Here is a 26286-nt window from a genome sequence, read left to right as displayed (position 1 = left end):
TCATCAGGAGCGAACATGAACACCAACCAGAGCCTGCAACAACGCCGCATGGCCGCCATCCCGCGCGGTGTCGGCCAGATCCACCAGATCTATGCCGAACGCGCCGAGAACGCCACCGTGTGGGACGTCGAGGGCCGCGAGTACCTGGACTTCGCCGGCGGCATCGCCGTGCTGAACACCGGCCACCTGCATCCGAAGATCATGGCCGCCGTGCAGGAGCAGATGGCCAAGCTGACCCACACCTGCTTCCACGTCTTCGGCTACGAGCCCTACGTGGCCCTGGCCGAGAAGATCAACGGCCTGGTCCCGGGCAACTTCGAGAAGAAGACCCTGCTGGTGACCACCGGCGCCGAAGCCGTTGAAAACGCCATCAAGATCGCCCGCGCCGCCACCGGCCGCACCGGCGTGATCGCCTTCACCGGCGCCTACCACGGCCGCACCCACTACACCCTGAGCCTGACCGGCAAGGTGGTGCCGTACGCCGCGGGCATGGGCCTGATGCCGGGCGGCATCTTCCGCGCCCAGTACCCGAATGCGCTGCACGGCGTGTCGGTGGACGACGCCATCGCCAGCATCGAGCGCATCTTCAAGAACGATGCGCAGCCGCGCGACATCGCCGCGATCATCCTCGAGCCGGTGCAGGGCGAGGGCGGCTTCAACCCGGCGCCGAAGGACTTCATGCAGCGCCTGCGCGCCCTGTGCGACGAGCACGGCATCGTCCTGATCGCCGACGAAGTGCAGACCGGCGCCGGCCGCACCGGCACCTTCTTCGCCATGGAGCAGATGGGCGTCGCCGCCGACCTGACCACCTTCGCCAAGTCCATCGCCGGCGGCTTCCCGCTGGCCGGTGTGGCCGGCAAGGCCGAGCTGATGGACGCTGTGGCCCCGGGCGGCCTGGGCGGCACCTACGCCGGCAACCCGCTGTCCTGCGTCGCCGGGCTCGCCGTGATCGAAGCCTTCGAGCAGGAGAACCTGCTGGATCGCGCCAAGGCTGTCGGTGAAATGCTGGGCGCCGGCCTGCGCCAGATCGGCGAGAAGCACAGCTGCGTTGGCGACGTGCGTACTCTCGGTGCCATGGTCGCGGTGGAGCTGTTCGAAGCCGACGGCCAGACCCCGGCCGCCGAGCTGACCGCCAAGATCGTCGCCAAGGCCCGCGACAAGGGCCTGATCCTGCTGTCCTGCGGTACCTACTACAACGTGCTGCGCATCCTGGTGCCGCTGACCGTCAGCGACGCCGACCTGCAGCGCGGCCTGTCGATCATCGCCGAGTGCTTCGACGAACTGGCCTGACGGTCCGTCGATTCCACCCGGCAAGACCCCACGTTGAATCCCTCCCTGCCCGTGAGCGCTCACGGGTGGGCGAGGGCGTTTTTGCTGCAAGGATGCTGCTCTACAAAGGTGAAACCATGAAACCGCTCAACAAGAACAACCTGAGCCATGGGTTGAAATCGCGGCATGTGACCATGCTGTCCATCGCCGGGGTGATCGGCGCCGGCCTCTTCGTCGGCTCCGGCCGCGCCATCGCCGAGGCCGGCCCGGCCGCGATCCTCGCGTACCTGCTGGCCGGCGCGCTGGTGGTGATCGTCATGCGCATGCTGGCCGAGATGGCCGTGGCGTCGCCCGACACCGGCTCCTTCTCCACCTACGCCGACCAGGCCATCGGCAAGTGGGCCGGCTACACCATCGGCTGGCTGTACTGGTGGTTCTGGGTCCTGGTGATCCCGATCGAGGCGAACATCGCCGCCACCATCATCAACACCTGGGTGCCGCAGCTGGACATCTGGGTGCTGTCGCTGGCGATCACCCTGCTGCTCACCGTGACCAACCTGTTCAGCGTGAAGAACTACGGCGAGTTCGAGTTCTGGCTGGCGCTGGTCAAGGTGATCGCGATCACTTGCTTCATCATCCTCGGCGCCTGCGCCATCCTCGGCCTGCTGCCGAATACCGGCGTAAGCGGCGTGTCGCGCCTGTGGGACAACGGCGGCTTCATGCCCAACGGCTTCGGCGCGGTGCTCAGCGCCATGCTGATCACCATGTTCTCGTTCCTCGGCGCGGAAGTGGTGACCATCGCCGCCGCCGAATCCGATGCCGCCGGCAAGCAGATATCCAAGGCCACCAACTCGGTGATCTGGCGGATCAGCCTGTTCTACATCCTGTCGATCTTCATCGTCGTCGCCCTGGTGCCCTGGACCGACCCGCGCCTGGCCGCCGACGGCTCCTACGTGACAGTGCTGGAAGTGCTCGGCGTGCCGCACGCCAAGGCGCTGATCGACGTGGTGGTGCTGACCTCGGTGACCAGCTGCCTGAACTCCTCGCTCTACACCGCCTCGCGCATGCTCTATTCGCTGAGCAGCCGTGGTGACGCACCGGCAGCCGCACGCATCACCAGCCGCGCCGGCACTCCGGTGGTCGCGGTGCTGCTGTCCACCGCCGCGGCGTTCGCCACCGTGGTCGCCAACTACCTGGTGCCGTCGCAGGTGTTCGGCTTCCTCATGGCCAGCTCCGGCGCCATCGCCCTGCTGGTGTACCTGGTGATCGCCGTGTCGCAGCTGCGCATGCGCAAGCGCATGGTCGCCGAGGGCAAGGCCATCGAGTACCGCATGTGGCTGTTCCCCTGGCTGACCTGGGGCGTGATCGCCTTCATCGCCGGCGTGCTGTTGCTGATGCTGCTGCGCCCGGACCACCGCGTCGAAGTGACCGCCACCGCGCTGCTCAGCGTGCTGATCGTCTGCTCGGGCCTGCTGGTGACGCGTCGGCGTGCGCGGAGTGAGCAGAGCGCAGCGGGTCTGAGCGTGGCTAAACATTAAGCCGCTGCCCCCGTGTAGGAGCGCGCCATGCGCGCGATCGCGGGCATGGCCCGCTCCTACAGGGTTGTGCAAATGAAACGGGGCGCCCATGTGGCGGCCCCGTTTTCATTTCATCCATCAAGCCAGCTTCAGCAGCCCCATCCCCAGTATCAGCAGAGCCAACCCCAACCACCCGCGCCACACCAGGCGCTGGCCGAACAGGGCCCAGCCCATGGCCACGGTGGCGAGGATGCCGAAGCCGCCCCAGATGGCGTAGGCCACCGACAGTTCGATGTCCTTCACCGCCTGTGCCAGCGCCGAGAAGGCGGCCAGCACGCAGAGGATGGAGAGGATGCCGTAGCTGCGCTTGCGGAAGCCATCGGAGTACTTCAGCAGCAGGTTGGCGATCACTTCCAGCACGATCGCCAGGCCCAGCCAGGCGAACGGAATCCAGTCGAAATTCAGCATGCCAGGGCCTCCTCTGCAGCCGGCTCTCGCTTGGCTTGAGTACCGGACTTGATCAGCAGGATGCCGGCGATCATTACGGCCAGGCCGATGGCCTTCTCAACGGCCAGGTCTTCGCCCAGCCAGGCCACGCTGATCAGGGTGATCAGCACGATGCCGATGCCTTCCCAGAGGGCGTAGGCGACGCCGACCGGTACGCGCTGGATGGCCAGCGACAGGCAGTAATACGACAGACCGATCATGGCGAACATCAGCAGGTGGCCATACAGCGGGGCCAGATCGGTGGTGAATTTCATCGAGGTGGTGCCAGCGACTTCGAAGCCGATGGCGGCGAACAGATAAATCCAGGAACGCATGGTCTAGCCCTCCCATGGGCAAGCGTGTGCCGCGCGAAACAGCTGCGTGGCGATGCGAAACGACGGTTCGGGAGGTGACAGCGCAAGCGGCGATACGCTCGGGCGCAACGTCACCCACGAAGATGACCGAAGGGGAGGGAGCTAGAGGTCGCCGGTCCAGTGGCGCTCGCGAGAAACCAGACGAGAAGTGGCGAGGGATTTAACTTTGCTGTTCAACATAATGAACACTATCTTGCCTGAGACGCCGAAAATTGGCAAATCGATCCTGGCGTCGGAATGTTTAAATGGCGTTAATGCGCCGTTTCAGTTGGGTTTCTCACTATGGAACTCCATGGGGCGCTCAATGAGGGTGTGCAATATTTTGTTCGATCGCCTGGCCGCGTCGTTTTCCTGGCTGGGCAAAGAGGGCTGATAGGCGTAACCTTCATTTGAAGGTGTTGTCTGCGTCATTTGAAGAGGTCGCATGCTGGCCATGAAAACCAACGAGGGTCATCGCGGTGCTGCGCAGTTCCCCCGCTTCTGGGCGCTGGCGTACGACCATGCCCGACTCACCGAGAACGAGCGGCTGCAGCAGATCAGGCACGGCCTGAGCTGGACCTGGGTCGAATCCGCGCGCGATACCTTCCGCATCAACACATCGGACTTCGTCGCGCTGTTCAACATTTCCCTGTCCACCTACGAGCGCAAGAAGAAGGCCGACCAGCCGCTGGACGTCGTGACTTCCGAGCGCCTGGACCGCCTGGCCGCTGTGGCCCTGCTGGCCGAGTCGGTGTTCGAGGACAAGGATGCCGCTACCCAATGGCTGGAACGGCCGAACGAAGCCCTCGGCGGGCAGACACCGCTGAGCCTGTGCGACACCGAGATAGGCGCAAACCAGGTACGCCGCGTGCTGCATGCGCTGGAGTGGGGCGGAGTCGCCTGATGCGGGCCTGGCGAGTCGCCAAGGCCTCGCGCGCCACCGACCTGTCCGGCCAGGGCGCCGCGATCCAGGGCGGTCGCTGGAACGACAAGGACGTGCCGGTCGTCTACCTGGGCCTGTCGCCGGCCATCTGCTGCCTGGAAACCTTCGTCCACGCCAGCGGCCGGCCGCTGTTCCCGATGAAGATCACCGCATTCGAGCTGCCGGAAGTCGATGAGCTCTACCTCCGGCCCGACCCGCAGGAGCTGCCCAAGGGCTGGAACAGCCTGCCGGCGGACCGCCCGAGCATGGACTTCGGCACCCGCTGGCTGAAGGCTGGCGAACAGCTCGGCCTGATCGTGCCCTCGGCGGTGCTGCCGCTGGAATGGAACATCCTGCTCAACCCGCGTCACCCCGCCATGGCCCAGGTGCGGGTCGAGGACAGCTTCGATTTCCTCTACGACGAGCGCATGTTCCAGTTGCGCTTGTAACAGAGATGGCCCCGCCATGGCGGGGCCGTACGGGGAGACCTTCGGGTCTGCCGGATGCTGAGTAGCCGGTTCGCCAACCCCGTGCGGTTCCGCCTCCATATCTGCCTGGGTGCCTTGACGCCCGAATCCTCCGCTCATACCCTCCGCCTGCCTTCGCGAAAGCGGCGAGGGTCGGGTTTGGCGACTCGTTTTATATCTAGCTGCGGTACTGCCTACGGGCGCTGCGACGTATTGCTATGCGTGCAGTGTTCTTCTCTGGCGGGCCGCATAGGGAGACCTTCGGGTCTGCCGGTAGCTAGGTAGCCGGTTCGCCAACCCTGTGCGGTTCCGCCTCCCATTCGTTTGGCGACGAGGTGGTGGCGGCTCTATTCATACCTAGGAGCTTCCCCATGGACGATGTTCACCTTCCCGTTGTCTTCCAACGCTTCAACCGTTCCCTGCGCGGCGTCTGCATCGATGGCCAGCCCTGGCTGGTGGCCCGCGACCAGGGCGTGCTGATCCGCGAGCGGGTCGAGCACTACGTGATCCACCGTCTCGACGATGACTTGCGCCGCCAGGCCGTGCTGGCCAGCCGCTCCGGCGAGGAGTGCGTCTGGCTGGTCAACGATTTCGGCCTGTTCCATCTGCTCGCCCGCTATCGCCATCCGGAGCACCGCAACCTGCGCCAGTGGCTGACTGGCGAAGTGCTGCCGACTTTGCGCGATCAGGCCGAAAGCCGCGCCGAGCAGCCCCGGCGCATGCACCTACAAGGACCGACTGCGCCGCTGACCGTGCTGCTGTGGCAGGGCGAGTTGTGGATGCGCTTTGGCGACATGCCGCGGCTGCTGGCCGAGCAAACGCGCAACAGACGCTGGTCCCATTGGTTGCCGGGAAGGCGCGATTCGTAGGATGGCGTTGAGCGCAGCGAAACCCATGCTGCACAGAGTCCAGCACCGAAAGGGCCCCACGATGTATCGGGTGCGAGCCCAGCGACGACCGTATGGGTTTCGTGCCTCAACCCATCCTACGGTGCAGCCGCAAACATCGCGGCGAGCCGGCCGACTTCTGCCAGCACCTTGTCCCTTTGCTCCGGCGAGACGGTGGCGCGGGTGAGGTAGGCGGTGACCAGGAGCGGCGCGCGGCCGGGCGGGTAGAGGATGGCGATGTCGTTGCTGGTGCCGGTGGCTTTCGGGCCGGTGCCGGTCTTGTCGCCGACTTTCCAGTCCATTGGCACGCCCGCGCGGAGGCGTGCGTCGCCGGTCTGGTTGGCCAGCAGCCAGGCTTTCAACTGGTCGCGCGAGCTGGCTTTGAGCACGTTGCCCAACAGCAGGTGCTGCAGCGTTTCCAGCATGGCGGTTGGCGTGGTGGTGTCGCGCGGGTCGCCGGGCGTGCCTTCGTTGAGGTCTGGCTCGTTGCGGTCCAGGCGCGTCACCGTGTCGCCCGTCGTGCGCAGCCAGGCGGTCAGCCCGGCCGGGCCGCCAAGGCTTTCGAGGAGCAGGTTGGCCGCGCCGTTGTCGCTGAGGGTGACTGCTGCCTTGCAGAGTTCGGCGACGCTCAGGCCGGGTTCGCCGACGTGCTTTTCCGCAACCGGCGAGTAGTCCACCAGTGCTTCGCGGCCGTAGATGATGCGCCGCGCCAGGTCTTCCTTGCCGGCATCCACTCGCGCCAGCACGGCGGCGGCGAGCAGCGCCTTGAAGGTGCTGCACATCGGGAAGCGCTCGTCCGCGCGGTGGCCGAAGCGCTTGCCGCTTCCGGTATCCAGCACCGCCACGCCGAGGCGTCCGCCGCTGCCGCGTTCGAGCTTTGCGAGTTGCGCTTCCAGGGCCTTGCGGTCCGCCGCTCGGGCCGGGCCGGCGAGCAGGCCGGCCAGCGGGGCGAGCATCAGGATGTGGGTGAACTGTCGTCTGCCGAGCATCGTCGTCTCCTTGTCCAGGCGGCGACTATCGGCCAGCTGGCGCGTGACGGCAACTTCGCTCAGCGGATGCGCAGCAGGCGGTCCAGCGACCAGGCGCCGGCGCCACGGCCGATCAGCAGCAGGAGCAGGCCGGCCCAGGACAGGTGCGTCGGCCAGGCGTCGGGGTAGACGAACACTTCGATCACCGTGGTCATGCCCAGCAGGGCCAGGGCCGAGAGGCGGGTGAACAGGCCGAGCACCAGCAGGATCGGGAAGAAGTGCTCGGCGTAGGTCGCCAGGTGCGCGGCTATGTGCGGCGGCACCAGCGGCAGCATGTACTCGGTCTGGAACAGCTCGTAGGTGCTCGGGGTGATGGTCAGGATGCCCTCGACCTTGGTGCGCCCGGAGAGGAAGAAGATCGAGGCTATGCCGAAGCGCGCCACCAGGCACAGGAAGGAGTCGCCGAGCAGGCATTGCAGGCCTTCGGCCAGGTGGTTCCAGCGTTGGCGCAGGCCGGTGGTGGGAGTGGTGCTGTGGGTGATGTCCATGGCGGCGTCCTCAGGCGAGGTTCAGGGGGCGGAACACGGCGGCGGCGAGGAGGCGGCCGAGCAGTGCTGTGAAATCGAGGTCGGGCTGTGCTTCGAGCGCGAGAGCCGAGGCGTGGTCGAGGTCATGGCCGGCGGCGCAGGCGTCGAGGAAGGCGCAGCCGCCGATTTCCAGGGCCTGCCAGGTGACGCCCTCGGCATGGCCGACCAGCAGCGCGCCTTCGCCCTGCCAGGGCAGTTCTTCCGGCATCGGCAGTTCTTCGCGGTTGTGGCGCCAGATGCTGTAGATCGGCTGCTCGGCGAACCAGCGCCAACGCGCGCTGGAACGCGGTTCCAGGCGGCAGGCGGCAAGGTCCGAGGCAGTCATGCCGGCCAGGCTGGCGAGTTCCAGCGTGGCGTCCTGCGGCGCGGCGAAGGCTTCTATCCACAGGCGGTCGAGACGCGCCACGTCGCCCAGGTAGGGCAGTTCGCGGGCCGGCTCGAAGGCGTCGAGGAAGTCGGGAAAATGCTCGCCGTAGAACACCAGGCGGGCGTCGCTCGGCGGCGTCTCGCGGGCGTGGATGGCCGCCGCCGCGCGCAGCCAGTCCGTGCCGACGAGGCGTTCGACGCTGGGGAAATTGTCGCACAGGGCGTCGACGCAACCCTTGAGCACGGTGTTGCGGTAGACCTCGAAGCCGGTCTGTTCGACGACCGCTTGCAGTTCCGCTGCCGGGCGCTGGTAGAGCGCTGCGACGAAGGCGTCCTGGAAGGCGCCGAGCGAGGTCTTCATGGCGCTATCTCCGCGAGGTTGAGGATGGCTTGCGCGAGGCCGCGTTCGGCCAGCAGCTCGCCGAAGGCGGGGATGTGGTCGTCGCGCTCGATCAGCGTCGGGCGCGGGCCGATGCGCTGGATCAGGTGCTCGTAGAGCCCCCAGACCGTCTCGGCGATGGGCGCGTCGTGGGAGTCGATCAGTAGTTCGCCGCCCTCGTCGTGGCTGTGCCCGGCGAGGTGGATTTCGAGGATCGCCTCGGCGGGGAAGCGGTCCAGGTAGCGCATTGCGTCAAAGCCCAGGTTGTGTGCGCTGACGTGCACGTTGTTGACGTCGAGCAGCAGGCCGCAGCCGGTACGCTTCGCCAGCTCGGTGAGGAATTCGATCTCGTTCCAGTCGTGGCCGTCGAGGCGCAGGTAGTGGCTGGGGTTCTCGATGGCGATGCGCCGGCCCAGGGCTTCCTGGGTGCGCTGGATGTTCTCGGCGATGCGCGCCAGTGCCGTGTGACTGCGCGGGAAGGGCAGCAGGTCCGGCAGGTACTGGCCGCGCCAGGTGGACCAGGCCAGGTGTTCGGAAACCAGTGTCGGCTGCACGCGCTCGACCAGCGTGCGCAGACGTTGCAGGTGCGCCTCGTCGGGCGGGGCGTCGGCTGCCAGGGACAGCGAAACCCCGTGCAGCGACAGCGGATGCCGTTCGGCGATCCGCTCCAGCCAGGCAAGGCGTGGACCGCCGACCATGTAGTTCTCCGGGTGGACTTCGAACCAGAGCCCTTGGGCGGTGCAGGCGAGGGCGTCGGCGTAGTGTTCTGCCTTCAGCCCCAGCCCCGCGCCCAGTCGAGTCGATGCGTTCATGGTCGGCGGCCTGCGGTCAGGACTTCATCGGGGTCAGCGAGCCCATGCCGTGGGGCGTCTTGATCGAGGTGCAGGTGCCGGTGGGGACGTTCTTCCAGTGCATGCCGTCGTAGTCCTTCTTGGCGCTGCCCGCGCAGGTGGTGCCGGCGCCGGCCTTGCAGTCGTTCTTGCCGGCCAGGGCCACGCCGTAGCATTTCTCCATGGCCGCGCCATTGCTGGCCTTGGTGTTCATGTCGTCGGCCAGGGCGGCACCGGTGATGGCGGCGAGGGCGAGGGCGGCGGTGGCGAGGGTCAGGGTTTTCATGGTGCGGTCTCCAGTTCGGTTGAGGGGCCGCGGAGTGCTTTCCGGCGGCTCGATGAGTAGTTCGCCGGGGGCGGCGATCCGGTTACAGCCGCCTGAAATTTTTTTTGAGATTTATTCGACGCGGCCCTAACGTATTGAACTGCGGCCTGTTTTTTACAGGGGCCGAGGTTCCGCCAGCAGGCTGGGGGCGGACAGGGGAAAAATATTCTTCCGCGGTGTAACCAGGACGGCCGATGCAACGAACTACCAGCCAGGAAGTGTTGATCGCGCGCGAGGCGCAGTTGCAGGCCTTGCTGCTGCGCGGCATGGAGGGCGACGGAGCGGCCTATCGCGAATTCCTCGCCGCTCTTGGCACGCACCTGCGCGCCTTCCTGCGCCGGCGCCTCAACCAGCGCCCCGGCGAGGTCGAGGACCTGCTGCAGGAAGTCCTGCTGGCGGTGCACAACGCCCGCCACACCTACCGTGCCGAACAGCCGCTGACGGCCTGGGTGCAAGCCATCGCGCGCTACAAGCTGGCCGACCATTTCCGCGCCTTCGCCCGTCGCGAGGCGCTGCACGAACCGCTGGAAGACGACGACGGCGAGCTGTTCGCAGTCGAGGACGACGAACCGGCCCAAGCCAGCCGCGACCTCGGCAAGCTGTTGCAGCAGCTGCCCGACAAGCAGCGCCTGCCGATCGTCCACGTGAAGCTGGAGGGGCTGTCGGTGGAGGAAACCGCCAGCCTGACCGGGCTTTCCAGTTCCGCCGTGAAGGTGGGCATCCACCGCGGGCTTAAGGCCCTGGCGAACATGATCCGAGGGTTGCGAAGCGATGAAGACCAATGAACTGATCGAGCTGCTGGCCGCCGGCGATACGCGAGTGGACCGGCAGGCGCTGGGCAAGCGCTTCGCTATCGCCCTGCTGGGCGGCGGCCTGGGCGCGTTGCTGTTGATGGCGACGATCTTCGGTGTGCGTCCCGACCTCGCCGAAATCGCGCGCACTCCGCTGTTCTGGGCCAAGGTCGCGCTGCCGGGGAGCCTCGCGCCGCTGGCGCTGTGGCTGTGCAGCCGCCTGGCGCGCCCTGGGGTGAGCGGCGGAGCGGCCTGGGTGCTGCTGGGGCTGCCGGTCCTGCTGGTCTGGCTGGGCGGTGCGCTGGAGCTGGCCGGGGTGCCGGTGGAGGCGCGCTCCGAGCTGATCTTCGGCAAGACCTGGCGCACCTGCCCGCTGAACATCGCGCTGCTCTCGGTGCCGGCCTTTATTGCCGTGTTCTGGGCCCTGCGAGGGTTGGCGCCGACCCGCCTGCGCCTGGCCGGAGCGGTCGGCGGGCTGCTCGCCGGCGCCACCGCGACCCTTGCCTATTGCCTGCATTGCCCGGAGATGGGCATTCCCTTCTGGGGCGTCTGGTATCTGCTGGGCATGCTCCTGCCGACCCTGCTGGGCGCTGCGCTCGGCCCGCGTCTGCTGCGCTGGTGAATGCGCGCGGCAGGTGACGCCCATCGGTTTTTCCCGCGAGCCCTGGCCAGGCTTCTACCCTCAACAGGGTCGGCGCGCCGCCGGTTTCCGGCGGCCCGGCATGCGGAGAGCGGCGATGAACACCCCGGCCCATGAACACCCCATCCAGATCAAGACCCATTCCGGGCGCGTCGACGTGCACTACGACGGCGAGCTGATCGCCAGCACCCAGGACGCCCTGGTGTTGCAGGAAGCGAACTACCCGCCGGTGTTCTACATCCCCGAGCGCGATACCCGGCCCGGCTACTTCGTGCGCAGCCCGCACCACACCTTCTGCCCGTTCAAGGGCGAAGCCAGCTATTACAACCTGGTGCACGAGGGCCGGGTTTCGGAAAACGCCGCCTGGACCTATGAAGCGCCCAAGGCGTCGGTGGCGATGATTCGCGGACACATCGCCTTCTACCCCGAGCAGGTGCGCATCCACGCGGAAGACTGAAGCGACCTGCGCCTGCCGAACCAGAGGGGACCGCCCCATGCTTCGCAAGGCCACCCCGCTCGCCGAACGCTACCGCCAGGTGCGCGAGGCCAGCGAACTGTTGCTCGCCCCGCTAGGCGCCGAGGACGCCCAGGTGCAGTCGATGCCCGACGCCAGCCCGGCCAAGTGGCATGTCGGGCACGTCACCTGGTTCTTCGAGACCTTCCTGCTGCAGCCGAATCTGGCCGGCTACGAGCCCTTCGACGCGAGCTTCGCTTACCTCTTCAATTCCTATTACGAGGCGCTCGGCCCACGCCAGCCCAGGCCCCAGCGCGGGGTGCTGACGCGCCCGCCGCTGCAGCGCGTGCTCGACTACCGGCATCACGTCGACCGCCACATGCAGCAACTGCTCGCCGAGGCGCCCGATGACAGCCTGCGAGACCTGGTGCTGCTCGGCCTGGCCCATGAAGAGCAGCACCAGGAGCTGCTGTTGATGGACATCCTCCATCTGTTCAGCTGCTCGCCGCTGGCGCCGGCCTATGGCGAAGGGTTCGCGCCCTCGCGCTGCGGTCCGCCGCGTTTCCATGTGATCCGGGGCGGGCTGCTGGGTATCGGCCATGCCGGCGAGGGCTTCGCCTTCGACAACGAGGAGCCTGCGCACCGCTGCTTCCTCGCGCCCTTCCAGATCGCCGAGTCGCTGGTGAGCAACCGCGAGTGGCTGGCCTTCATCGACGATGGTGGCTACCAGCGTGCCGAGCTGTGGCTGTCCGATGGCTGGGCGAAGGTGCGCGAGGAGGGCTGGGAGGCGCCGCTGTACTGGCGGCGGCAGGCGGACGGCTGGCACGAGTTCGGCCTGCAGGGCTTGCAGCCGCTGGACCTCGACGCGCCCGTGCTGCACGTCAGCTACTACGAGGCTTCGGCCTACGCGGAATGGGCCGGCGCACGCCTGCCGACCGAGGCAGAGTGGGAGGTCGCCGCGTTCGACGGGCGCCTGCGCCAGCTCTACGACGCCGCCTGGCAATGGACGCAGAGCGCCTATGCGCCTTACCCCGGCTTCCGCCCGAAGGCCGGTGCGGTGGGCGAGTACAACGGCAAGTTCATGGTCAGCCAGATGGTCCTGCGCGGCGGCGCCTGCATCACGCCGCCGGGGCATTCGCGGCCGAGCTATCGCAACTTCTTCTACCCGGACAAGCGCTGGATGTTCGCCGGCGTGCGCCTGGCGCGCGACCTGGCCGGACAGGCCGACCTCGAACCCCAGGCCCGCGAGATGCTGGAAGACCTGGAGGCGGGCTTTTCGCTGACACCCAAGCAGCTGTCGCCCAAGTACTTCTACGACGCGACGGGTTCCGAGCTGTTCGAGGCCATCTGCCGTACCCGCGAGTACTACCCCACGCGCAGCGAAACCGCCCTGCTGGCGCGGATCGCTCCGAGTATCGCCGCACACGTCGCCGCCGATACCACCCTGGTGGAATTCGGCAGCGGTGCCAGCGAGAAGACCTGCCTGTTGCTCGACGCCGCACCGCAGCTGCGCCGTTATGTGCCCATCGACATCAGCCCGGCTGCACTGGACAAGGCCGCTGCGCGCCTGCAGCGCGATTACCCGACGCTGGAGATCGAACCGCTGCACGCTGACTTCACCCGCCTGGAGGCCCTGCCCGAGAGCCTGCGCGACGGGGTCCGGCTGGGCTTCTTCCCGGGCTCCACCATCGGCAATTTCGATCCCGACGAAGCCCTGGGCTTTCTGCATGCGGCCCACGGACTGCTGGGCGCGAACAGCACCTTCGTGATCGGCGTCGACCTGCGCAAGGACGTGGATGTTCTGGAGGCCGCCTACAACGACGCCGGCGGCGTCACCGCGCGCTTCAACCTCAACCTGCTGCAACGCATCAACCGCGAGCTGCAGGCGGACTTCCAGCTCGACCAGTTCGAGCACCTGGCCTTTTGGAACGCCGAACTCGGCCGCATCGAGATGCACCTGGTCAGCCGCTGCGAGCAGGTCGTGCGCATCACCGGCGTCGACTACCGCTTCGCCGCCGGCGAGCGCCTGCACACCGAGAACTCCTACAAGTACGCCCTCGACGACTTCGCCGAGCTTGCCGAACGCGCCGGCTGGCTGGTGCGCGAGCACTGGGTCAGCGCCGAGCCGCAGTTCGCGGTGTTCCGCTTGCAGGCCTAGCGCTCCAGGTCCAGGCGCCGATGCCAGTCGGCGATGGACTCTTCCGGGTAGTGCTGGAAGTACTGGTCGCGCGGGTGCTTTTCCACTTCCACCCAGCTCGCCTTGGAGTCGAGCAGCAGGTGGGTGTGCTCCGGCGGCACCGGCAGTGGCGTGTCGATGGCCGATGCGAAGGGGTGGATCAGCTCCGGCCATTCCGGGCTGTACAGCCACAGCGCGCTGCCGCATTCGCCGCAGAAGCAGCGTTCGGCGCTGCTGGTCCGGGTGCGCTTGCCGGGCTCGCGCATCTTCGCGTGGTAGATGCGCAGGTGCTTGCGCCCGCGCACCTTCAGGCTGGCGGCAGCGCCGCCGAGGTTGATGGAGTAGCCACCGCCGCCCTGGGTCTTGCGGCAGATCGAGCAATAGCAGCGCTGGTAGGGGTAGGGATGGGCGCTTTCGACGCTGAAGCTGATCGCGCCGCAGTGGCAGGAGCCTTCGAGTCGCATGGCGACGTTCCTCGGTGGATGGACTTCAGAGCAAGGCTGGCCGACCCCGGCCTGTCGGAGGGCGCTTGACGACGGGCGGGCCAGCTCCCCATCATTCACTTATATTTCGGTCGTCATATAAGTGCGGCCGAACTCCTGCGACAGAAGAGGCGATCCGATGACGGCGCAACGCATAGTGGTAACAGGGACCGGGGTGGTCAGCCCCCTCGGATGTGGCACCGAGAAGGTGTGGCAGCGCCTGCTGCAAGGGCGCTCGGGGATCGACCGGCTGGCCGACGAATTCGTTCGCGACCTGCCCTGCGCGGTCGGCGGCCAGGTGCCGGACATCGCCGACGACGCCGAGGCCGGCTTCGATGCCGAGCGCGCGGCACCGGCCAAGGAACAGAAGAAGATGCACCGCTTCATCCTCTTCGCCCTGGCTGCCGCCGAAGAGGCGCTGGTCCAGGCCGGCTGGGCGCCGCAGGACGAGCGCGAGAAGACCCGCACGGCCACGGTGATCGCTTCGGGCATCGGCGGCTTCAGCGCCATTGCCGATGCCGTGCGCATCACTGACGAGCGCGGCCCGCGGCGCCTGTCGCCGTTCACCATCCCGTCGTTCCTGGTCAACCTGGCGGCGGGGCACGTATCCATCCGCCATGGCTTCAAGGGCCCGATCGGCGCGCCGGTGACGGCCTGCGCTGCGAGCGTCCAGGCGATTGGCGACGCGGCGCGGATGATCCGTGCCGGCGAGGCGGACATCGCCCTGTGCGGCGGCGCCGAAGCCTCCATCGACCGCGTCGCGCTGGGCGGTTTCGCGGCGGCACGCGCGCTGTCCAGCGGCTTCAACGACAGGCCGCAGGAAGCCTCGCGGCCGTTCGACCGCAAGCGCGACGGCTTCGTCATGGGCGAGGGCGCAGGGATGCTGGTGATCGAATCGCTGGAACACGCCTTGGCGCGTGGCGCGCAGCCGTTGGCCGAACTGGTCGGCTACGGCACCAGCGCCGACGCCTATCACCTGACCGCCGGCCCCGAGGACGGCAACGGCGCGCGGCGGGCCATGCAACAGGCCATCGCCCAGGCGGGTATCGACCCGGCGCTGATCGGCCACCTGAACGCCCACGCCACCTCCACGCCGGTCGGCGACAAGGGCGAGCTGGCGGCAATCCGCTCGGTGTTCGGCGACAAGGGCACGGTGGCCGTGAGTGCGACCAAGTCGGCCACCGGCCACTTGCTGGGCGCCGCCGGCGGGCTGGAAGCGATCTTCACCCTGCTGGCCCTGCGCGACCAACTGGCGCCGGCGACCCTGAACCTGCACGAGCCGGACGAAACCGCAGTCGGCATCGACCTGGTACGCGGTGCGCCGCGCGCGCTGGATACCGACTACGCGCTGTCCAACGGCTTCGGCTTCGGCGGCGTCAACGCCAGCGTGCTGTTCCGCCGCTGGACCGGCGCCTGAGTCGAACGGCAGGTTCCGGCAACTGTCGGATGGTCACGGAAACCCCTTATCATTCCGCGACTTGTCCCCAGGGCCGGAGCCTGCCGATGCTGTCTGCCGTACGGCGCTACAAACTGCTGTTGTCCGAATCCCTGGCGCGCTATTTCCCGCGCACCAGCGCCTATCTGCGCGAGCAGGAAGAAGCCGCCCGCGCGCAGGCCACGCCGCCGAAGAAGACCCGCGCCAAGGCCAAACCGAAGGATGCAGCCGCCGCCAAACCGCGTGCGCCGCGCAGCAAGGCCAAGCCCGCCGAGCCCGAGCCTGCGCGGGAAGCAGAAGTGCCGGCTAACCCAGGCATCTACGCCGCGCGTGCCTTGCCCGTGCAGCAGGGGCAGATCGATGCGATGCGCGAGCGCGTGCGCCAGGCAGTGAGCGCCGGGGTGATCAGCCCGCCGTCCGACGAGCAGTGGGCGATGATCCTCTGCCGCCAGCCGCTGGCGCGGATCTTTGCTGGCGCCGGCTCCGGCAAGTCGACCACCCTGGTGCTGCGCCTGGTTTTCATGCTCTGCCACCTGGGCATCGATGCCGACAAGGTCACGGTGATCTCCTTCACCAACGCCTCCTGCGCGCAGCTGCGCGAACAGCTGGTGCGCGTCCTGGCGTTCTGGAACTACCCCTTCGACATGGCCCGCGCGCGCCAGTGCGTGCGCACCTTCCACTCGGCCATGGGCGTGCAGGCGCGCGAGATGCTCGGCCGCCTGCGCTGGTTCGAGCAGCTGGAAGAGAAGAACCCCGGCGAGCCGGACAACCCGCTCACCGGCGGCCGCCTTCGCCCGGCACAGCAACGCCTACTGCTGGAAGCCTACGAGGAGTGCTACGCGGTCAACGGCGCCTTCCGCGCCAAGGTGCATCGCCTGCTCGGCCTTGAAAAACCGGAAGAGGTGCCGGGCCCGGCGCCGCTGCAGCCGTTCCGCCTGCCCGGCGAATTCGTCGAGGCGCCGCTGGTGGAGGTGTTCCACACCCAGGCCGGCTTCATGGAAAGCCTCGGCCTGCGCCCGCAGGACCTCAAGGTCGCCGAACTGGACTGCTCGACGCGGGAGAAGATCTTCCTCGAAGCCCTGGCGATCTACTGGAGCTTCTTCCTCACCCTGCTGCGCCGCCAGGGCCTGACCACCTTCAACGCCGCCTTCCAGCAGCTCACCCGCCGCCTCAACGAGGCCAAGGCGCTGGAAGAGGCGGCCACGCCCATGACCCACCTGCTGATCGACGAATTCCAGGACATCTCGCCGCAGATCGTCCTCTGGCTGCAGGCCCAGCACCGCCACCTGGCACGCCACGCCCAGGCGCCGAGCCTGATGGCCATCGGCGACGACTGGCAGTCGATCTACGGCTGGCGCGGCAGTTCGCCGGAGCTGTTCATGGACTTCGACAAGCACTTCCCGAGCAAGGGCCGCAACCGCCAGAGCACGGTGCTGCTGCTGGAAACCAACTACCGCAGCATCGAACCGGTGATCCGCGACGGCGAGGCGGTGCTGGCCGAGGTGAACTTCAAGCAGGCCAAGACCTGCCGCGCCTTCAAGGCCATCCAGCCGGGCGACCACGGCGTGCGGGTGGAAGCGCGCTTCGACCTCGCCCGCGACCTGCCGAAGCTGGTGGCGGAAGTCCGCGCGCAATGCGAACACGTCGCCGAGCGGGGCAGCCGCGAAAGCACGGCGGTGCTGCTGCTGAGCCGGCGCAACGAACCGCTGCAGCAGATCCAGGCCCAGCTCGGCTCCGACCTGCCGGTAAAGGCCATGAGCATCCACCGCGCGAAGGGCCTGCAAGCGGAAGTGGCAATCATCATCGACGACGGCGCCCCTCCCGAACGCCACCCGCTGCGCAACGTGCTGTACGCGCACTGCGGCTTCTTCCGCAACAGCTACGACCAGGCGATGCAGGACGAAAGCCTGCGCCTGGCCTACGTGGCCATCACCCGTGGGGTGAGCCGGGTGATCTGGTACACGCGCAAGGTGCAGGGCGCGACGGCGCTTTTGGCGCGGCGGGGGTAGGGCGAGAGGGGGCTGTCCGGCGTGGGCGATGAATATCGGCGTCGTCCTGCAGGGGCGGGCTCATCCGCGAAAATCCCCGCGCCCATTCCAACGTGTAGGAGCGCGCCATGCGCGCGATTCGCGGCCATGGGCCGCTCCTACAGGGAAACACCGCGCCGTGCGGTTCGCGAGCAAGCTCGCTCCTACGTTGGATCCGCGTCCGGCGCTGGGCTGACTGCGTCTTCCAACACCCGCTTGTCCTCCGCCACCAACCTCAGGCTCCTCGGCGTCGCCAGGCTGATGCCTTGCTCGCGCAGCTTGCCGAAGATGGCGAACAGCAGCTCGCTGCGCGTGCTGGAGACATTGCGGGGGCTGCCGACGTTGCCGCTGACCGAGAGGGTCAGGCCCTGGTCGTTGAGCTGGGTGAAGCTCACCGACGGCTTCGGCGTTTCCAGGATCGCCGGGTGTTCGGCGTAGGCGGCCAGCAGCAGCTCGCGGACCTTGTGCACGTCGGTGTCCAGCGGCAGGGTCAGGGCGATGCCGACGCTGCCCAGCGCGCCACCCATGGTCACGTTGCGCACGTTCTGCGTGATCAGCTGGGAGTTGGGCACTATCACCGTGGAGTTGTCGCTTTGCTTGATCTCGGTGGCGCGCACGTTGATGCGCTGGATGTCGCCTTCCACCGTGCCCAGGCTGACCCAGTCGCCGACCTTCACCGGGCGTTCGGTGAGCAGGATCAGGCCGCTGATGAAGTTCTGCACGATGGCTTGCAGGCCGAAGCCGATCCCCACCGAGAGGGCGCTGACCACCCAGGTCAGGCTGGTCAGGTTGATGTGCAGCGCCGAGAGCACCAGCAGGCCGAGCAGGACGAAGCCAAGGTAGCCGACCAGGGTCACCAGCGAGGCGCGCATGCCGGTGTCCATGCTGGTTTCCGGCAGCAGGCTCTCCGCCAGCCAGCGCTTGAGCAGGCGCAGGACGTAGAGGCCGCCGAACAGCGTGACAAGGGCCAGGAGGATGTCCTGCGGGACTATGTTCAGGCTGCCCAGGGACTGGCCGCGCTGCAGCAGGCGCTCGACGCCGGCCGTCAATTCGTCGGGGCTGCTGGCGGTGGGCGAGAGCACCACCATCAGGGTGAGCAGCACCAGCAGCGTGCGGCCCACGCCAGCCAGCAGGGTGGCCGCCTGGGCCTGGTGCTGGTGCGCCAGGCCAAGGGCGCGGGCGAGCGTCTTGCCGGCGCTCTGGCGGGGCGACAGCAGGGTGTCGCAGAGGTCGCCGAAGAAGGCGGTGAGCAGGTATCCGGTGAGCGATACCGCGGTGACCCAGAGCAGCTTGCTGGCGATGAAGGAGGCCAGGGACAGGTAGCCGCTGATCAGGGCGAGCACGATGGCCAGCACCACCAGCAGGGCGGCGAAACGGATCAGCCGGGCCAGGGCCGGACGCTCCTCGTCTTCGTCGAGTTCGACGCGGCTGCGGCGCAGGCGCAGCAGCGCGACGCCGAGGAGGATGGCGAGCAGCAGGGCGGTCAGGCCGTTGACCGCCACGGTCAGCGCAAGGCTGGCGCCGATGCTGCTGTTGATACGTGTCTGGATGCCCAGCAGCAGGACCAGGATGGCGAGCAGGCCGGGGAAGGGCGCCAGGAGCCTGGCCATGTCGTCGGGGATCGGCAGCAGGCGCCAGGACGGCCGTTCGACCATCAGCAGGGCGCGCCCCAGGCCGCTGACGAAGCCGCTGAAGATCGCCACCGTGACCAACTGCCCGGTCAGGATGCCCAGGCCGCCGTCGAGATTCTCGTTCCAGTCCAGCCCCTGGTGCAGCAGCGCCGCACTGCCGCCGATGGTCGCCACGCCGACCAGGGTGACCGCCAACGCCAGGGTGCTGCGGCGCAGGCGGCCCTCGGGGACTATGTGGCTCACCAGGTGGTTGACCAGGCGCTCCAGCAGGCGCCGGCCTGGCAGCAGGAGCAGGACGGCGGCGATCAGGCAGGCCAGCAGCGGCAAGCGCGCTTGCTCCCAGTTCGTCGCCAGCCGCTCGCCGAGCCCCTGGCGCAAGGCGCTCAAGCGCGCCAGGTCCTCCTCCGTCGGGCGGGTCAGCGTCGACCAGAACTGCGGGCTGAAGGGCGGCGGCGAACGGGTGAGGATCTGCGAGGTGAACAGGCTGCGGCGCAGGTTGACGATCTGCACCGAGAGGTCGGCGGCCGAGCGCTGGACGCTCGCGGCTTCGTTGAGCTGGGCCTGCAGCGCGGTCTTCTGCCGGACCAGCTCGGCACGCTGCTGCGTCAGTGCGGCGGTCTCGCCGGGCGCGGGCGGACCGAGCACGTTGAGCTGGTCGGCCAGGCGATCGTTGCGTTCCTGCAGTTCGTCGTTGCGCTGGCCGGCGAGTTTCTGCACCTCCAGGGTCGCCAGGCGCAGGCGCGCCAGGACGTCGTCGCCGACCTGCTCGGTCACCCCCTGGCGTATCAGCTCCAGGCGTTCGCTCAGCTGCGCCGGACTGGCGTCCAGGGCCAGTGCGGGCAGCTCGCCCGGCGCCTTGTCCGGTCCCGGCTGCGCCATGCATAGCGCGCCCCAGAACAGGCCCAGCAGCAATAGGCAGCGAAACAGCTTCTTGCAGTCCCCCGGCATGGTCCCTTCCTTATTTCGCGTGGCTCGTGGCATTCGACGGGCCACGGCGGCAGTGATTCCCATGAGCATAGCGAGCCGAAGGCGAGGGGGAGGGGGCTGGGGTAAAGGGTCATAAATATTGGCCATTTCAATCCCCTTTTGGCCGCTGCCGCTGTTCAGCACCAGGCCTGCGAATGGGCAGAATCCCTGCCACCTAGAACAACAAAGCCGAGAGGTTCTCACCATGTTGACCGTCTACAGCGACGATCACCGTCTGCATTTCGGCCAGTCCGAACTGGTCGATGGCAAACTCCAGCCCTGCTTCGAAATGCCCAGCCGCGCGGACACCGTGCTGGCGCGGGTGAAATCGCAGAACCTGGGCGAGGTCATCGCGCCGAAGGACTTCGGCTTCGATCCGATCCACCGCATCCACGACCCGAAATACATCGCCTTCCTGAAAGGCGCCTGGGCCCGCTGGGCGGCTGAAGGCCACACCGGCGACCTGGTTTCCACCACCTTCCCGGCTCGCCGCCTGCGCCAGAACGGCCCCATCCCCACCGCGCTGATGGGCGAACTGGGTCACTACAGCTTCGACACCGAGGCGCCGATCACCGCCGGCACCTGGCAAGCCGTCTATAGCTCGGCGCAGGTCGCGCTGACCGCCCAGGACCACATGCGCCAGGGCGCGCGCACCGCCTTCGGCCTCTGCCGTCCGCCGGGACACCACGCCGGCAGCGACTTCATGGGCGGCTACTGCTTCATCAACAACGCCTCCGTCGTCGCCCAGGCCTTCCTCGACCAGGGCGCCAAGCGCGTGGCCATCCTCGACGTCGACTACCACCACGGCAACGGCACCCAGGAGCTGTTCTACAAGCGTGGCGACGTGCTCTTCGCCTCCATCCACGGCGACCCGCTGGTGGAATACCCGTACTTCCTCGGCCATGCCGACGAGCGCGGCGAAGGTGCTGGCGAAGGCTTCAACCACAACTACCCGCTGGCCCACGGCACCGGCTGGGACGGCTGGTCCGCCGCCCTGGAAGACGCCTGCCGCAAGATCGCCGCCTACGCGCCGGACGCGGTGGTGGTGTCCCTGGGCGTCGACACCTACAAGGAAGACCCGATCTCCGAGTTCAAGCTGGACTCCCCGGACTACCTGCGCATGGGCGAACGCATCGCCGCCCTCGGCCTGCCGACCCTGTTCATCATGGAAGGCGGCTATGCGGTGGAAGCCATCGGCGTCAACGCCGTGAACGTGCTGCAAGGTTACGAAGGCGCCGCCCGCTAAGGGCGCGCCGTTTCCAGGAGCGAGTCATGCTTAAGCACAACAAGAAGAACAAGACGATCCTCAGCGGCCTGCTCGGCGCCGCACTGCTGACGGCTGCGGGCATCGCCTGCGCCGAACCGGTGGTGCGCATCTACAACTGGTTCGACTACATCGGCCCCGACACCCTCAAGGGCTTCCAGAAGGACACCGGTATCACGCCCAAGTACGACGTCTACGACAGCAACGAGGTCCTCGAGGCCAAGCTGCTCTCCGGGCATTCGGGCTATGACCTGGTGGTGCCCAGCGACAGCTTCCTGCCGAATTACCTCAAGGCGGGCGTGTTCCAGAAGCTCGACAAGAGCAAGCTGCCGAACTGGAAGAACCTCAACCCGGCGCTGCTCAAGGTGCTGGAGGCGAAGGACCCGGGCAACCAGTACGCCATGCCGTACATGTGGGGCACCAACGGCATCGCCTACAACGTCGACAAGGTGAAGGCGATCCTCGGCGAGAACGCGCCGGTGGACTCCTGGGACCTGGTGTTCAAGCCGGAAAACCTCTCCAAGCTCAAGCAGTGCGGCGTGGCCTTCCTCGACTCGCCGACCGAAGTGATCCCGGAAGTGCTCGGCTACCTCGGCCTGTCGCCGAACAGCAAGAACCCGGACGACTACGTCAAGGCCGAGCAGCTGCTCACCAGCCTGCGCCCGTACGTCACCTACTTCAGCTCCTCGAAGTTCGTCACCGACCTCGCCAACGGCGATGTCTGCGTGGCCATCGCCTGGTCCGGCGGCGCCATGCAGGCGGCCAGCCGCGCCAAGGAAGCGAAGAACGGGATCAAGATCGAATACCGCATTCCCAAGGAAGGCACCGCGGCCTGGTTCGACGTGCTGGCCATTCCCAAGGACGCGCAGAACGTCGAGCAGGCGCATGCCTACCTCAACTACCTGCTGCGCCCGGAAGTGGTGGCGCCGATCTCCGACTACGTGTCCTACGCCAACCCCAACCAGGCGGCGGACAAGCTGATCTCGGCGGACCTGCGCAACAACCCCAACGTCTACCCGCCGGCCGAGGTGCAGGCCAAGCTGTATTCGGTGGAGATGCTGCCGCCCAAGCTGGAACGCATCCGCACCCGCACCTGGAGCAAGGTCAAGACCGGCCAGTGAATGACGCTCCGGTAGCCGGCGGCGTCGGATTTCCGTTGGCACCGGGCTGCACCCAGCTGGGATAATCGGCGGCACCCTTCGGGGGCCGCCGCTTGCATTTTTGGCCTCCGCCTTTTTCGACTGCCGAGCCCTGCCATGAAACTGCCGATGCACCCTTGCCTCTCCCGCTCGCCCGGAATGCGGGGGCGCGCATGACACCGACGCCGCCACGCAAGGGCGCCGACGCCTTCGCCTTGCAGATGATGCTGGTGCTGTGCCTGATCTGGGGCATCCAGCAGGTGATGGTCAAGCTGGCCGCCGGCGACATCGCACCGATCATGCAGGCCTTCGGGCGCAACGTGATCGCCGCGCTGCTGGTCGGCGCGCTGATGTGCTGGCGCGGCGGCTGGGAAGGGCTGCGCCAGGGCACCCTGCCGGGCGGGGCGCTGGCCGGCGTGCTGTTCTGCGCGGAGTTCTTCTTCATCGCCCAGGGGCTGGTGTACACCACGGCTTCGCACATGGCGGTGTTCATCTATACGGCGCCGATCTTCTCCGCCCTCGGGCTGCATTTCCTGCTGCCCAGCGAACGCCTGCGGCCGTTGCAGTGGCTGGGGATCGCGGTGTGCTTCGGCGGTATCGCGCTGTGCTTTGGCGGTGGCTTCGATCTGCAGCACATGGACGGCCGCATGCTGCTGGGCGATGCCTTCGGCGTGCTCGCCGGCGCCTCCTGGGGCGCGACCACCGTGGTGGTGCGCGGCACCCGCCTGTCGGAAGCGCCGGCCAGCCTGACGCTGTTCTACCAGCTGTTCACCGCCGCGCTCTTGCTGCCGTTGCTGGCGCTGTGGTTGGGCGAGTTCGGCAACGTGCGGCTGACCGCCATGAGCGTGGGCAGCGTGCTGTTCCAGGGCGTGGTGGTGTCCTTCGCCAGCTACTTCAGCTGGTTCTGGCTGCTGCGCCGCTACCTGGCGTCGAACCTGGCGGTGTTCTCCTTCATGACCCCGGTGTTCGGCATCGCCTTTGGCGTGCTGTTGCTGCACGAGCCGCTGGCGTGGAACTTCGTCGGAGGCGCGGCGCTGGTGCTGCTCGGTATCACCCTGGTGAGCAGCGAGGCGTGGGTGCGCCGGCTGTTGCGTGGCGATGAGCGGCGCGCTTGAACTTGATCCAGATCAGACGCCGGGCCCAGGCAGGCGCGTAGTCTTGCAATCAAGGAGAAGGTAGCGAGGGCGGAGAGTGGGACGCCGAGCTACTCTACTCTGAGGGCGACCCGGAACATCGGGTCGCCCGACTTCTCCACCGCACAGGAGGCACTTCATGAAACTCTGGCTGGAAACCCTGGCATGGAAACTGGGAGTGATGCTTGGCCTCATCGAGCCTCCGCGCCTGCAGCCCATCCCGATCCGCAGCGACGAGCAAGCACGCTACCGCGAAAAGCGCTGAACGCTGCACCTTCCCACCCCACCGACTCTGCCCGCTGATGCGGGCAGATTGCATTTCGGGCCCGGCGTTCAGCCGTGGGCCACCAGCCACTCGTCGATCATCTGCCGCAGGCGCTCGCCGGAGAAACTGGCGAAGTGCCCGCCGTGCACGGTGCGCACCGGCAGCTGGCGCAGGCGTTCCAGGCTCCTCGCGTAATCGTCGAGGTTCGAGTGATAGGCGTCTTCGATCAGCGGACCGTCATAGATGATGTCGCCGGAGAACAGCGTCTGCGTGCGCGCTTCCCAGAGGCTGATACCGCCGGGCGAGTGGCCGGGGGTGTGCAGCACCTCCAGCGCGCGGTCGCCGAGGTCGAGTACGTCGCCTTCGTCGATGGTGCGGGTCGCCGGGGCGGCCTTCACCTGGTACTCGGCGTAGCACAGCGGGCAGTCCGGGTGCGCCTCGAACATGTCGTCGCCAACGAAGGCGGTTGCCAGGGTGCGCTCGCCGTCGGGGCTGGCGAGGATGTCGGCCTCGGCCGGGTGGCACAGGCGTTCGTCGAACTCGTGGTGGCCGGCGATGTGGTCGAAATGGGTGTGGCTGGCGACCGCCAGCAGCGGACGATCGGTCAGCCAGGGCAATTGTTCGCGCAGGCTGACCAGGCCGGAGCCGCTGTCCACCAGCACGTCGCGGTCGCGGCCCTGGATGTGCCACATGTTGCAGCGGTAGAAGGGCCGTACGTAGGGCTCGTGGATCAGGCTGACGCCGTCGTAGCAGTGGCGGACTTCGAACCAGCGGTCGCGGGTGACGGTTTTCATGATTGGCGCCTTGTTCCGGGAGCTTTTCGTAGGAGCGAGCTTGCTCGCGAACGTGTTTCCCGGCAATTGCGCGGCTGGGATGGTTCGCGAGCGAGCTCGCTCCTACAGGGGGCGGTGCGTGTCAGGGCGCGAACGGCGCCGCTTCCATCACTTCCACGATCAGCGGGCGGTCGCTCGGCGCGTTGCGCAGCAGCTCCTGCAGGTGGTCGTGGTCGCGGGCGCGCTCGGCGGCGCAGCCGAAGCCCTTGGCGATGGCCAGGAAGTCCGGGGTGTAGATGTCCACGCCCAGCGGGGTGATGTCGCGGCGTTCCATGTAGCGCTTGATCTCGCCGTAGCCGTAGTTGTTCCACAGCAGTACGACGATGCCCACCTTGGCTTCCACGGCGCTGGCCAGTTCGGTCAGGGTGAACTGCAGGCCACCATCGCCCATCAGGCTGATGACCGGGCGGCTCGGGTCGCCGAGCTTGGCGCCGATGGCCGCCGGCAGGCCGTAGCCGAGGGTGCCGTAGCCGGTGGAGGCGTTGAACCAGCGCCGGCCGCCGTCCAGCTCGACCAGGTGGTTGCCGCTGTACACGGTCTGGGTCGAGTCGCCGACGAAGCGGGCTTCGGGCAGCACTTCGAGGATCTTGTCGAACAGGGTGCGGTAGTGCGCCCAGCCGCCGAAGTCCTCGGCCAGTTGAGCGCGCACCTTGGCCGCGCGCTGCGCGCCGGGGCTCTGGGTGTCGGATTCGCGGGCCGGCAGCAGCTCCAGCAGGGCGCGCATGGCGGTGCGGGCGTCGGCCTGGATGGCGATGCTCGGCGCGAAGTTGCGCATCAGCTGCTGCGGGTCGATGTCGATGCGGATCAGCTCGCCGCCGATCTTGAAGTTGCCGTCGAACACCACGTCGTAGTCGGTCTCGCCCAGCTCGGTGCCGATGGCCAGGACCACGTCGGCTTCCAGCGCCAGCTCACGCACCGGGATCAGCGACTGGTTGCTGCCGATCAGCAGCGGGTGGCTCGGCTGCAGCAGGCCCTTGGCGTTGATGGTCAGTGCGGTCGGGGCGTCCAGCGCGGTGGCCAGGGCACGGGCTTCGGCCTGGGCTTCTACGCAGCCGCCGCCGAGCAGCAGCAGGGGTTTCTGCGCCTTGGCCAGCTTGGCCGCGGCTTCGTGCAGCGGCGAGCGCGCCGGCGCCGGGCGGGCCAGTTGCACGCGCGGCAGCACCTGCATGTGGTCGGCCGGGGCGGTGATGATGTCCAGCGGCAGCTCGATGTGCACCGGGCGCGGGCGCTCGCTGTCGAACACGGCGAAGGCGCGGGCCAGCACGGCCGGCAGTTCCTCGACGCTCATCAGGGTGTGGCTGAAGGCGGTGACGCCGGCGGTCATGGCGCGCTGGTTCGGCAGCTCGTGCAGGTAGCCATTGCTGTGGGCCAGGCGCGAGCGCTCGTTGACGCTGCTGATCACCAGCATGGGGATGGAGTCGGCGTAGGCCTGGCCCATGGCGGTGAGGATGTTGGTCATGCCCGGGCCGGTGATGATGAAGCACACGCCCGGCTTGCCGGTGACGCGCGCGTAGCCGTCGGCCATGAAGCCGGCGCCTTGCTCGTGGCGCGGGGTGATGTGACGGATGCTGCTGCCCGGCAGGCCGCGGTACAGCTCGACGGTATGCACGCCGGGGATGCCGAAGACGGTGTCGACGCCCCAGGCTTCGAGCTGCTTGACGAGGAATTCGCCGCAAGTGGTCATGGGTGCTTCC

At 67.7% G+C, this 26286-nt stretch carries 26 protein-coding genes; 15 read left to right on the top strand and 11 right to left on the bottom strand.

The features are described 5' to 3' along the window. The first annotated feature begins 15 nt into the window (after positions 1 to 15). Both gabT and gabP read left to right on the top strand, forming a co-directional pair. Positions 16 to 1290, top strand: a complete 1275-nt coding sequence (gene gabT, locus PKB_RS19835) for a 4-aminobutyrate--2-oxoglutarate transaminase (RefSeq protein WP_043253783.1) — start codon at positions 16 to 18, stop codon at positions 1288 to 1290. 116 nt (positions 1291 to 1406) lie between these two features. Beyond that, positions 1407 to 2807 carry a GABA permease gene (gabP, locus tag PKB_RS19830; protein WP_043257541.1) on the top strand — a complete coding sequence of 467 codons (1401 nt, stop codon included), beginning with the start codon at positions 1407 to 1409 and terminating at the stop codon, positions 2805 to 2807. A 117-nt stretch (positions 2808 to 2924) separates the two neighbouring features. On the opposite strand, the gene mdtI is transcribed toward gabP, so the two are convergent. Together mdtI and PKB_RS19820 are read right to left on the bottom strand one after the other, a co-directional pair. Continuing rightward, positions 2925 to 3254, bottom strand: coding sequence for a multidrug/spermidine efflux SMR transporter subunit MdtI (gene mdtI / locus PKB_RS19825; protein WP_043253781.1), 330 nt, complete (start codon positions 3252 to 3254; stop codon positions 2925 to 2927). After that, positions 3248 to 3607, bottom strand: coding sequence for a multidrug/spermidine efflux SMR transporter subunit MdtJ (locus PKB_RS19820; protein WP_043253780.1), 360 nt, complete (start codon positions 3605 to 3607; stop codon positions 3248 to 3250). Before PKB_RS19820 ends, mdtI begins: the two co-directional genes overlap by 7 nt. A gap of 463 nt (positions 3608 to 4070) precedes the next feature. Here PKB_RS19820 and parS point away from each other — a divergent pair, with 463 nt between their 5' ends. The 3 genes from parS (at position 4071) to PKB_RS19805 (ending at position 5883) form a co-directional block, all read left to right on the top strand. After that, on the top strand, positions 4071 to 4529 hold the full coding sequence (parS, locus tag PKB_RS19815) for a type II RES/Xre toxin-antitoxin system antitoxin (RefSeq protein ID WP_052355336.1): 459 nt from the start codon (positions 4071 to 4073) through the stop codon (positions 4527 to 4529). Beyond that, positions 4529 to 4996 carry an RES family NAD+ phosphorylase gene (locus PKB_RS19810; protein ID WP_043253778.1) on the top strand — a complete coding sequence of 156 codons (468 nt, stop codon included), beginning with the start codon at positions 4529 to 4531 and terminating at the stop codon, positions 4994 to 4996. Before parS ends, PKB_RS19810 begins: the two co-directional genes overlap by 1 nt. A 389-nt stretch (positions 4997 to 5385) precedes the next feature. Further along, on the top strand, positions 5386 to 5883 hold the full coding sequence (locus tag PKB_RS19805; RefSeq protein ID WP_052355335.1) for a BRO-N domain-containing protein: 498 nt from the start codon (positions 5386 to 5388) through the stop codon (positions 5881 to 5883). Positions 5884 to 5999: 116 nt separating this feature from the next. Here the strand turns inward: PKB_RS19805 and bla are convergent, their stop codons facing one another. The 5 genes from bla to PKB_RS19780 are packed head-to-tail and all read right to left on the bottom strand — an operon-like array spanning position 6000 to position 9317. Then, positions 6000 to 6890: a class A beta-lactamase gene (bla, locus tag PKB_RS19800; RefSeq protein ID WP_043253776.1), complete on the bottom strand. Its 891-nt coding sequence runs from the start codon at positions 6888 to 6890 to the stop codon at positions 6000 to 6002. Between the two features lie 59 nt (positions 6891 to 6949). Continuing rightward, on the bottom strand, positions 6950 to 7417 hold the full coding sequence (locus tag PKB_RS19795; protein WP_043253774.1) for a DoxX family protein: 468 nt from the start codon (positions 7415 to 7417) through the stop codon (positions 6950 to 6952). A gap of 10 nt (positions 7418 to 7427) precedes the next feature. Beyond that, positions 7428 to 8183, bottom strand: a complete 756-nt coding sequence (locus PKB_RS19790; RefSeq protein WP_043253772.1) for an HvfC/BufC N-terminal domain-containing protein — start codon at positions 8181 to 8183, stop codon at positions 7428 to 7430. Next, positions 8180 to 9013, bottom strand: a complete 834-nt coding sequence (bufB, locus tag PKB_RS19785) for an MNIO family bufferin maturase (protein WP_043253771.1) — start codon at positions 9011 to 9013, stop codon at positions 8180 to 8182. The genes PKB_RS19790 and bufB overlap by 4 nt, the downstream gene beginning before the upstream one ends. A gap of 16 nt (positions 9014 to 9029) precedes the next feature. Further along, positions 9030 to 9317, bottom strand: a complete 288-nt coding sequence (locus PKB_RS19780) for a BufA1 family periplasmic bufferin-type metallophore (RefSeq protein ID WP_043253768.1) — start codon at positions 9315 to 9317, stop codon at positions 9030 to 9032. Positions 9318 to 9550: 233 nt separating this feature from the next. Between PKB_RS19780 and PKB_RS19775 the strand changes: the two genes are divergently transcribed. The 4 genes from PKB_RS19775 to egtB all read left to right on the top strand — a co-directional run bounded on the left by PKB_RS19775 (position 9551) and on the right by egtB (position 13399). Then, positions 9551 to 10141, top strand: coding sequence for a sigma-70 family RNA polymerase sigma factor (locus tag PKB_RS19775; protein WP_043253766.1), 591 nt, complete (start codon positions 9551 to 9553; stop codon positions 10139 to 10141). Then, entirely contained in the window at positions 10128 to 10769 is a 642-nt protein-coding gene (locus PKB_RS19770; RefSeq protein WP_043253764.1) for a DUF1109 domain-containing protein, read from the top strand. Before PKB_RS19775 ends, PKB_RS19770 begins: the two co-directional genes overlap by 14 nt. A gap of 115 nt (positions 10770 to 10884) precedes the next feature. Next, the gene (locus PKB_RS19765) at positions 10885 to 11244 is read left to right on the top strand and encodes a DUF427 domain-containing protein (protein ID WP_052355334.1); all 360 of its coding nucleotides are present in this window, start codon (positions 10885 to 10887) and stop codon (positions 11242 to 11244) included. Between the two features lie 37 nt (positions 11245 to 11281). Continuing rightward, the gene (gene egtB / locus PKB_RS19760; protein WP_043253760.1) at positions 11282 to 13399 is read left to right on the top strand and encodes an ergothioneine biosynthesis protein EgtB; all 2118 of its coding nucleotides are present in this window, start codon (positions 11282 to 11284) and stop codon (positions 13397 to 13399) included. On the opposite strand, the gene PKB_RS19755 is transcribed toward egtB, so the two are convergent. Then, entirely contained in the window at positions 13396 to 13881 is a 486-nt protein-coding gene (locus tag PKB_RS19755; protein ID WP_043253757.1) for a GFA family protein, read from the bottom strand. The genes egtB and PKB_RS19755 overlap by 4 nt on opposite strands. Positions 13882 to 14038: 157 nt before the next feature. Between PKB_RS19755 and fabF the strand changes: the two genes are divergently transcribed. Next, entirely contained in the window at positions 14039 to 15316 is a 1278-nt protein-coding gene (gene fabF / locus PKB_RS19750; protein ID WP_043253756.1) for a beta-ketoacyl-ACP synthase II, read from the top strand. A gap of 86 nt (positions 15317 to 15402) precedes the next feature. Beyond that, on the top strand, positions 15403 to 17343 hold the full coding sequence (locus tag PKB_RS19745) for a DEAD/DEAH box helicase (protein ID WP_043253755.1): 1941 nt from the start codon (positions 15403 to 15405) through the stop codon (positions 17341 to 17343). Between the two features lie 182 nt (positions 17344 to 17525). Here the strand turns inward: PKB_RS19745 and PKB_RS19740 are convergent, their stop codons facing one another. After that, positions 17526 to 19940: a DUF3772 domain-containing protein gene (locus PKB_RS19740; protein WP_043253753.1), complete on the bottom strand. Its 2415-nt coding sequence runs from the start codon at positions 19938 to 19940 to the stop codon at positions 17526 to 17528. Between the two features lie 223 nt (positions 19941 to 20163). On the opposite strand from PKB_RS19740, the gene PKB_RS19735 reads away from it, so the two are divergent. From PKB_RS19735 to PKB_RS30365, 4 genes are all read left to right on the top strand, one after another. Beyond that, positions 20164 to 21204 (top strand): histone deacetylase family protein, encoded by a 1041-nt coding sequence (locus tag PKB_RS19735; RefSeq protein WP_043253751.1) that lies wholly within the window; start codon positions 20164 to 20166, stop codon positions 21202 to 21204. Between the two features lie 26 nt (positions 21205 to 21230). Next, entirely contained in the window at positions 21231 to 22343 is a 1113-nt protein-coding gene (locus tag PKB_RS19730) for an extracellular solute-binding protein (protein WP_052355333.1), read from the top strand. A 191-nt stretch (positions 22344 to 22534) separates the two neighbouring features. Further along, positions 22535 to 23476 (top strand): DMT family transporter, encoded by a 942-nt coding sequence (locus tag PKB_RS19725; protein WP_043253750.1) that lies wholly within the window; start codon positions 22535 to 22537, stop codon positions 23474 to 23476. A 157-nt stretch (positions 23477 to 23633) separates the two neighbouring features. Next, the gene (locus PKB_RS30365) at positions 23634 to 23759 is read left to right on the top strand and encodes a PA1414 family protein (RefSeq protein ID WP_269090587.1); all 126 of its coding nucleotides are present in this window, start codon (positions 23634 to 23636) and stop codon (positions 23757 to 23759) included. A 68-nt stretch (positions 23760 to 23827) separates the two neighbouring features. Here PKB_RS30365 and PKB_RS19720 read toward each other — a convergent pair whose 3' ends face one another. Next, a complete protein-coding gene (locus PKB_RS19720) occupies positions 23828 to 24553 on the bottom strand; it encodes an MBL fold metallo-hydrolase (protein ID WP_043253748.1) in 726 nt (241 codons plus the stop codon). Positions 24554 to 24674: 121 nt separating this feature from the next. Next, a complete protein-coding gene (locus tag PKB_RS19715; protein ID WP_043253746.1) occupies positions 24675 to 26276 on the bottom strand; it encodes a 5-guanidino-2-oxopentanoate decarboxylase in 1602 nt (533 codons plus the stop codon). Positions 26277 to 26286 lie beyond the last annotated feature (10 nt).

Source organism: Pseudomonas knackmussii B13 (assembly GCF_000689415.1).
In the GTDB taxonomy this organism is placed as follows: domain Bacteria; phylum Pseudomonadota; class Gammaproteobacteria; order Pseudomonadales; family Pseudomonadaceae; genus Pseudomonas; species Pseudomonas knackmussii.
This window is presented reverse-complemented; position numbering and strand designations above follow the sequence as displayed.

Excerpts from the sequence above, each read along its gene's own strand:
- PKB_RS19820 (WP_043253780.1), bottom strand. The coding sequence starts at position 3,607 with ATGCGTTCCTGGATTTATCTGTTCGCCGCCATCGGCTTCGAAGTCGCT.
- PKB_RS19805 (WP_052355335.1), top strand. The coding sequence starts at position 5,386 with ATGGACGATGTTCACCTTCCCGTTGTCTTCCAACGCTTCAACCGTTCC.
- gabT (WP_043253783.1), top strand. The coding sequence starts at position 16 with ATGAACACCAACCAGAGCCTGCAACAACGCCGCATGGCCGCCATCCCG.
- PKB_RS19765 (WP_052355334.1), top strand. The coding sequence starts at position 10,885 with ATGAACACCCCGGCCCATGAACACCCCATCCAGATCAAGACCCATTCC.
- PKB_RS19715 (WP_043253746.1), bottom strand. The coding sequence starts at position 26,276 with ATGACCACTTGCGGCGAATTCCTCGTCAAGCAGCTCGAAGCCTGGGGC.
- PKB_RS19735 (WP_043253751.1), top strand. The coding sequence starts at position 20,164 with ATGTTGACCGTCTACAGCGACGATCACCGTCTGCATTTCGGCCAGTCC.
- PKB_RS19740 (WP_043253753.1), bottom strand. The coding sequence starts at position 19,940 with ATGCCGGGGGACTGCAAGAAGCTGTTTCGCTGCCTATTGCTGCTGGGC.
- bla (WP_043253776.1), bottom strand. The coding sequence starts at position 6,890 with ATGCTCGGCAGACGACAGTTCACCCACATCCTGATGCTCGCCCCGCTG.
- PKB_RS19720 (WP_043253748.1), bottom strand. The coding sequence starts at position 24,553 with ATGAAAACCGTCACCCGCGACCGCTGGTTCGAAGTCCGCCACTGCTAC.
- PKB_RS19755 (WP_043253757.1), bottom strand. The coding sequence starts at position 13,881 with ATGCGACTCGAAGGCTCCTGCCACTGCGGCGCGATCAGCTTCAGCGTC.
- PKB_RS19795 (WP_043253774.1), bottom strand. The coding sequence starts at position 7,417 with ATGGACATCACCCACAGCACCACTCCCACCACCGGCCTGCGCCAACGC.
- bufB (WP_043253771.1), bottom strand. The coding sequence starts at position 9,013 with ATGAACGCATCGACTCGACTGGGCGCGGGGCTGGGGCTGAAGGCAGAA.
- PKB_RS19780 (WP_043253768.1), bottom strand. The coding sequence starts at position 9,317 with ATGAAAACCCTGACCCTCGCCACCGCCGCCCTCGCCCTCGCCGCCATC.
- egtB (WP_043253760.1), top strand. The coding sequence starts at position 11,282 with ATGCTTCGCAAGGCCACCCCGCTCGCCGAACGCTACCGCCAGGTGCGC.
- PKB_RS19725 (WP_043253750.1), top strand. The coding sequence starts at position 22,535 with ATGACACCGACGCCGCCACGCAAGGGCGCCGACGCCTTCGCCTTGCAG.
- PKB_RS19730 (WP_052355333.1), top strand. The coding sequence starts at position 21,231 with ATGCTTAAGCACAACAAGAAGAACAAGACGATCCTCAGCGGCCTGCTC.
- PKB_RS19775 (WP_043253766.1), top strand. The coding sequence starts at position 9,551 with ATGCAACGAACTACCAGCCAGGAAGTGTTGATCGCGCGCGAGGCGCAG.
- mdtI (WP_043253781.1), bottom strand. The coding sequence starts at position 3,254 with ATGCTGAATTTCGACTGGATTCCGTTCGCCTGGCTGGGCCTGGCGATC.
- PKB_RS19810 (WP_043253778.1), top strand. The coding sequence starts at position 4,529 with ATGCGGGCCTGGCGAGTCGCCAAGGCCTCGCGCGCCACCGACCTGTCC.
- PKB_RS30365 (WP_269090587.1), top strand. The coding sequence starts at position 23,634 with ATGAAACTCTGGCTGGAAACCCTGGCATGGAAACTGGGAGTGATGCTT.
- PKB_RS19770 (WP_043253764.1), top strand. The coding sequence starts at position 10,128 with ATGAAGACCAATGAACTGATCGAGCTGCTGGCCGCCGGCGATACGCGA.
- fabF (WP_043253756.1), top strand. The coding sequence starts at position 14,039 with ATGACGGCGCAACGCATAGTGGTAACAGGGACCGGGGTGGTCAGCCCC.
- gabP (WP_043257541.1), top strand. The coding sequence starts at position 1,407 with ATGAAACCGCTCAACAAGAACAACCTGAGCCATGGGTTGAAATCGCGG.
- PKB_RS19790 (WP_043253772.1), bottom strand. The coding sequence starts at position 8,183 with ATGAAGACCTCGCTCGGCGCCTTCCAGGACGCCTTCGTCGCAGCGCTC.
- PKB_RS19745 (WP_043253755.1), top strand. The coding sequence starts at position 15,403 with ATGCTGTCTGCCGTACGGCGCTACAAACTGCTGTTGTCCGAATCCCTG.
- parS (WP_052355336.1), top strand. The coding sequence starts at position 4,071 with ATGCTGGCCATGAAAACCAACGAGGGTCATCGCGGTGCTGCGCAGTTC.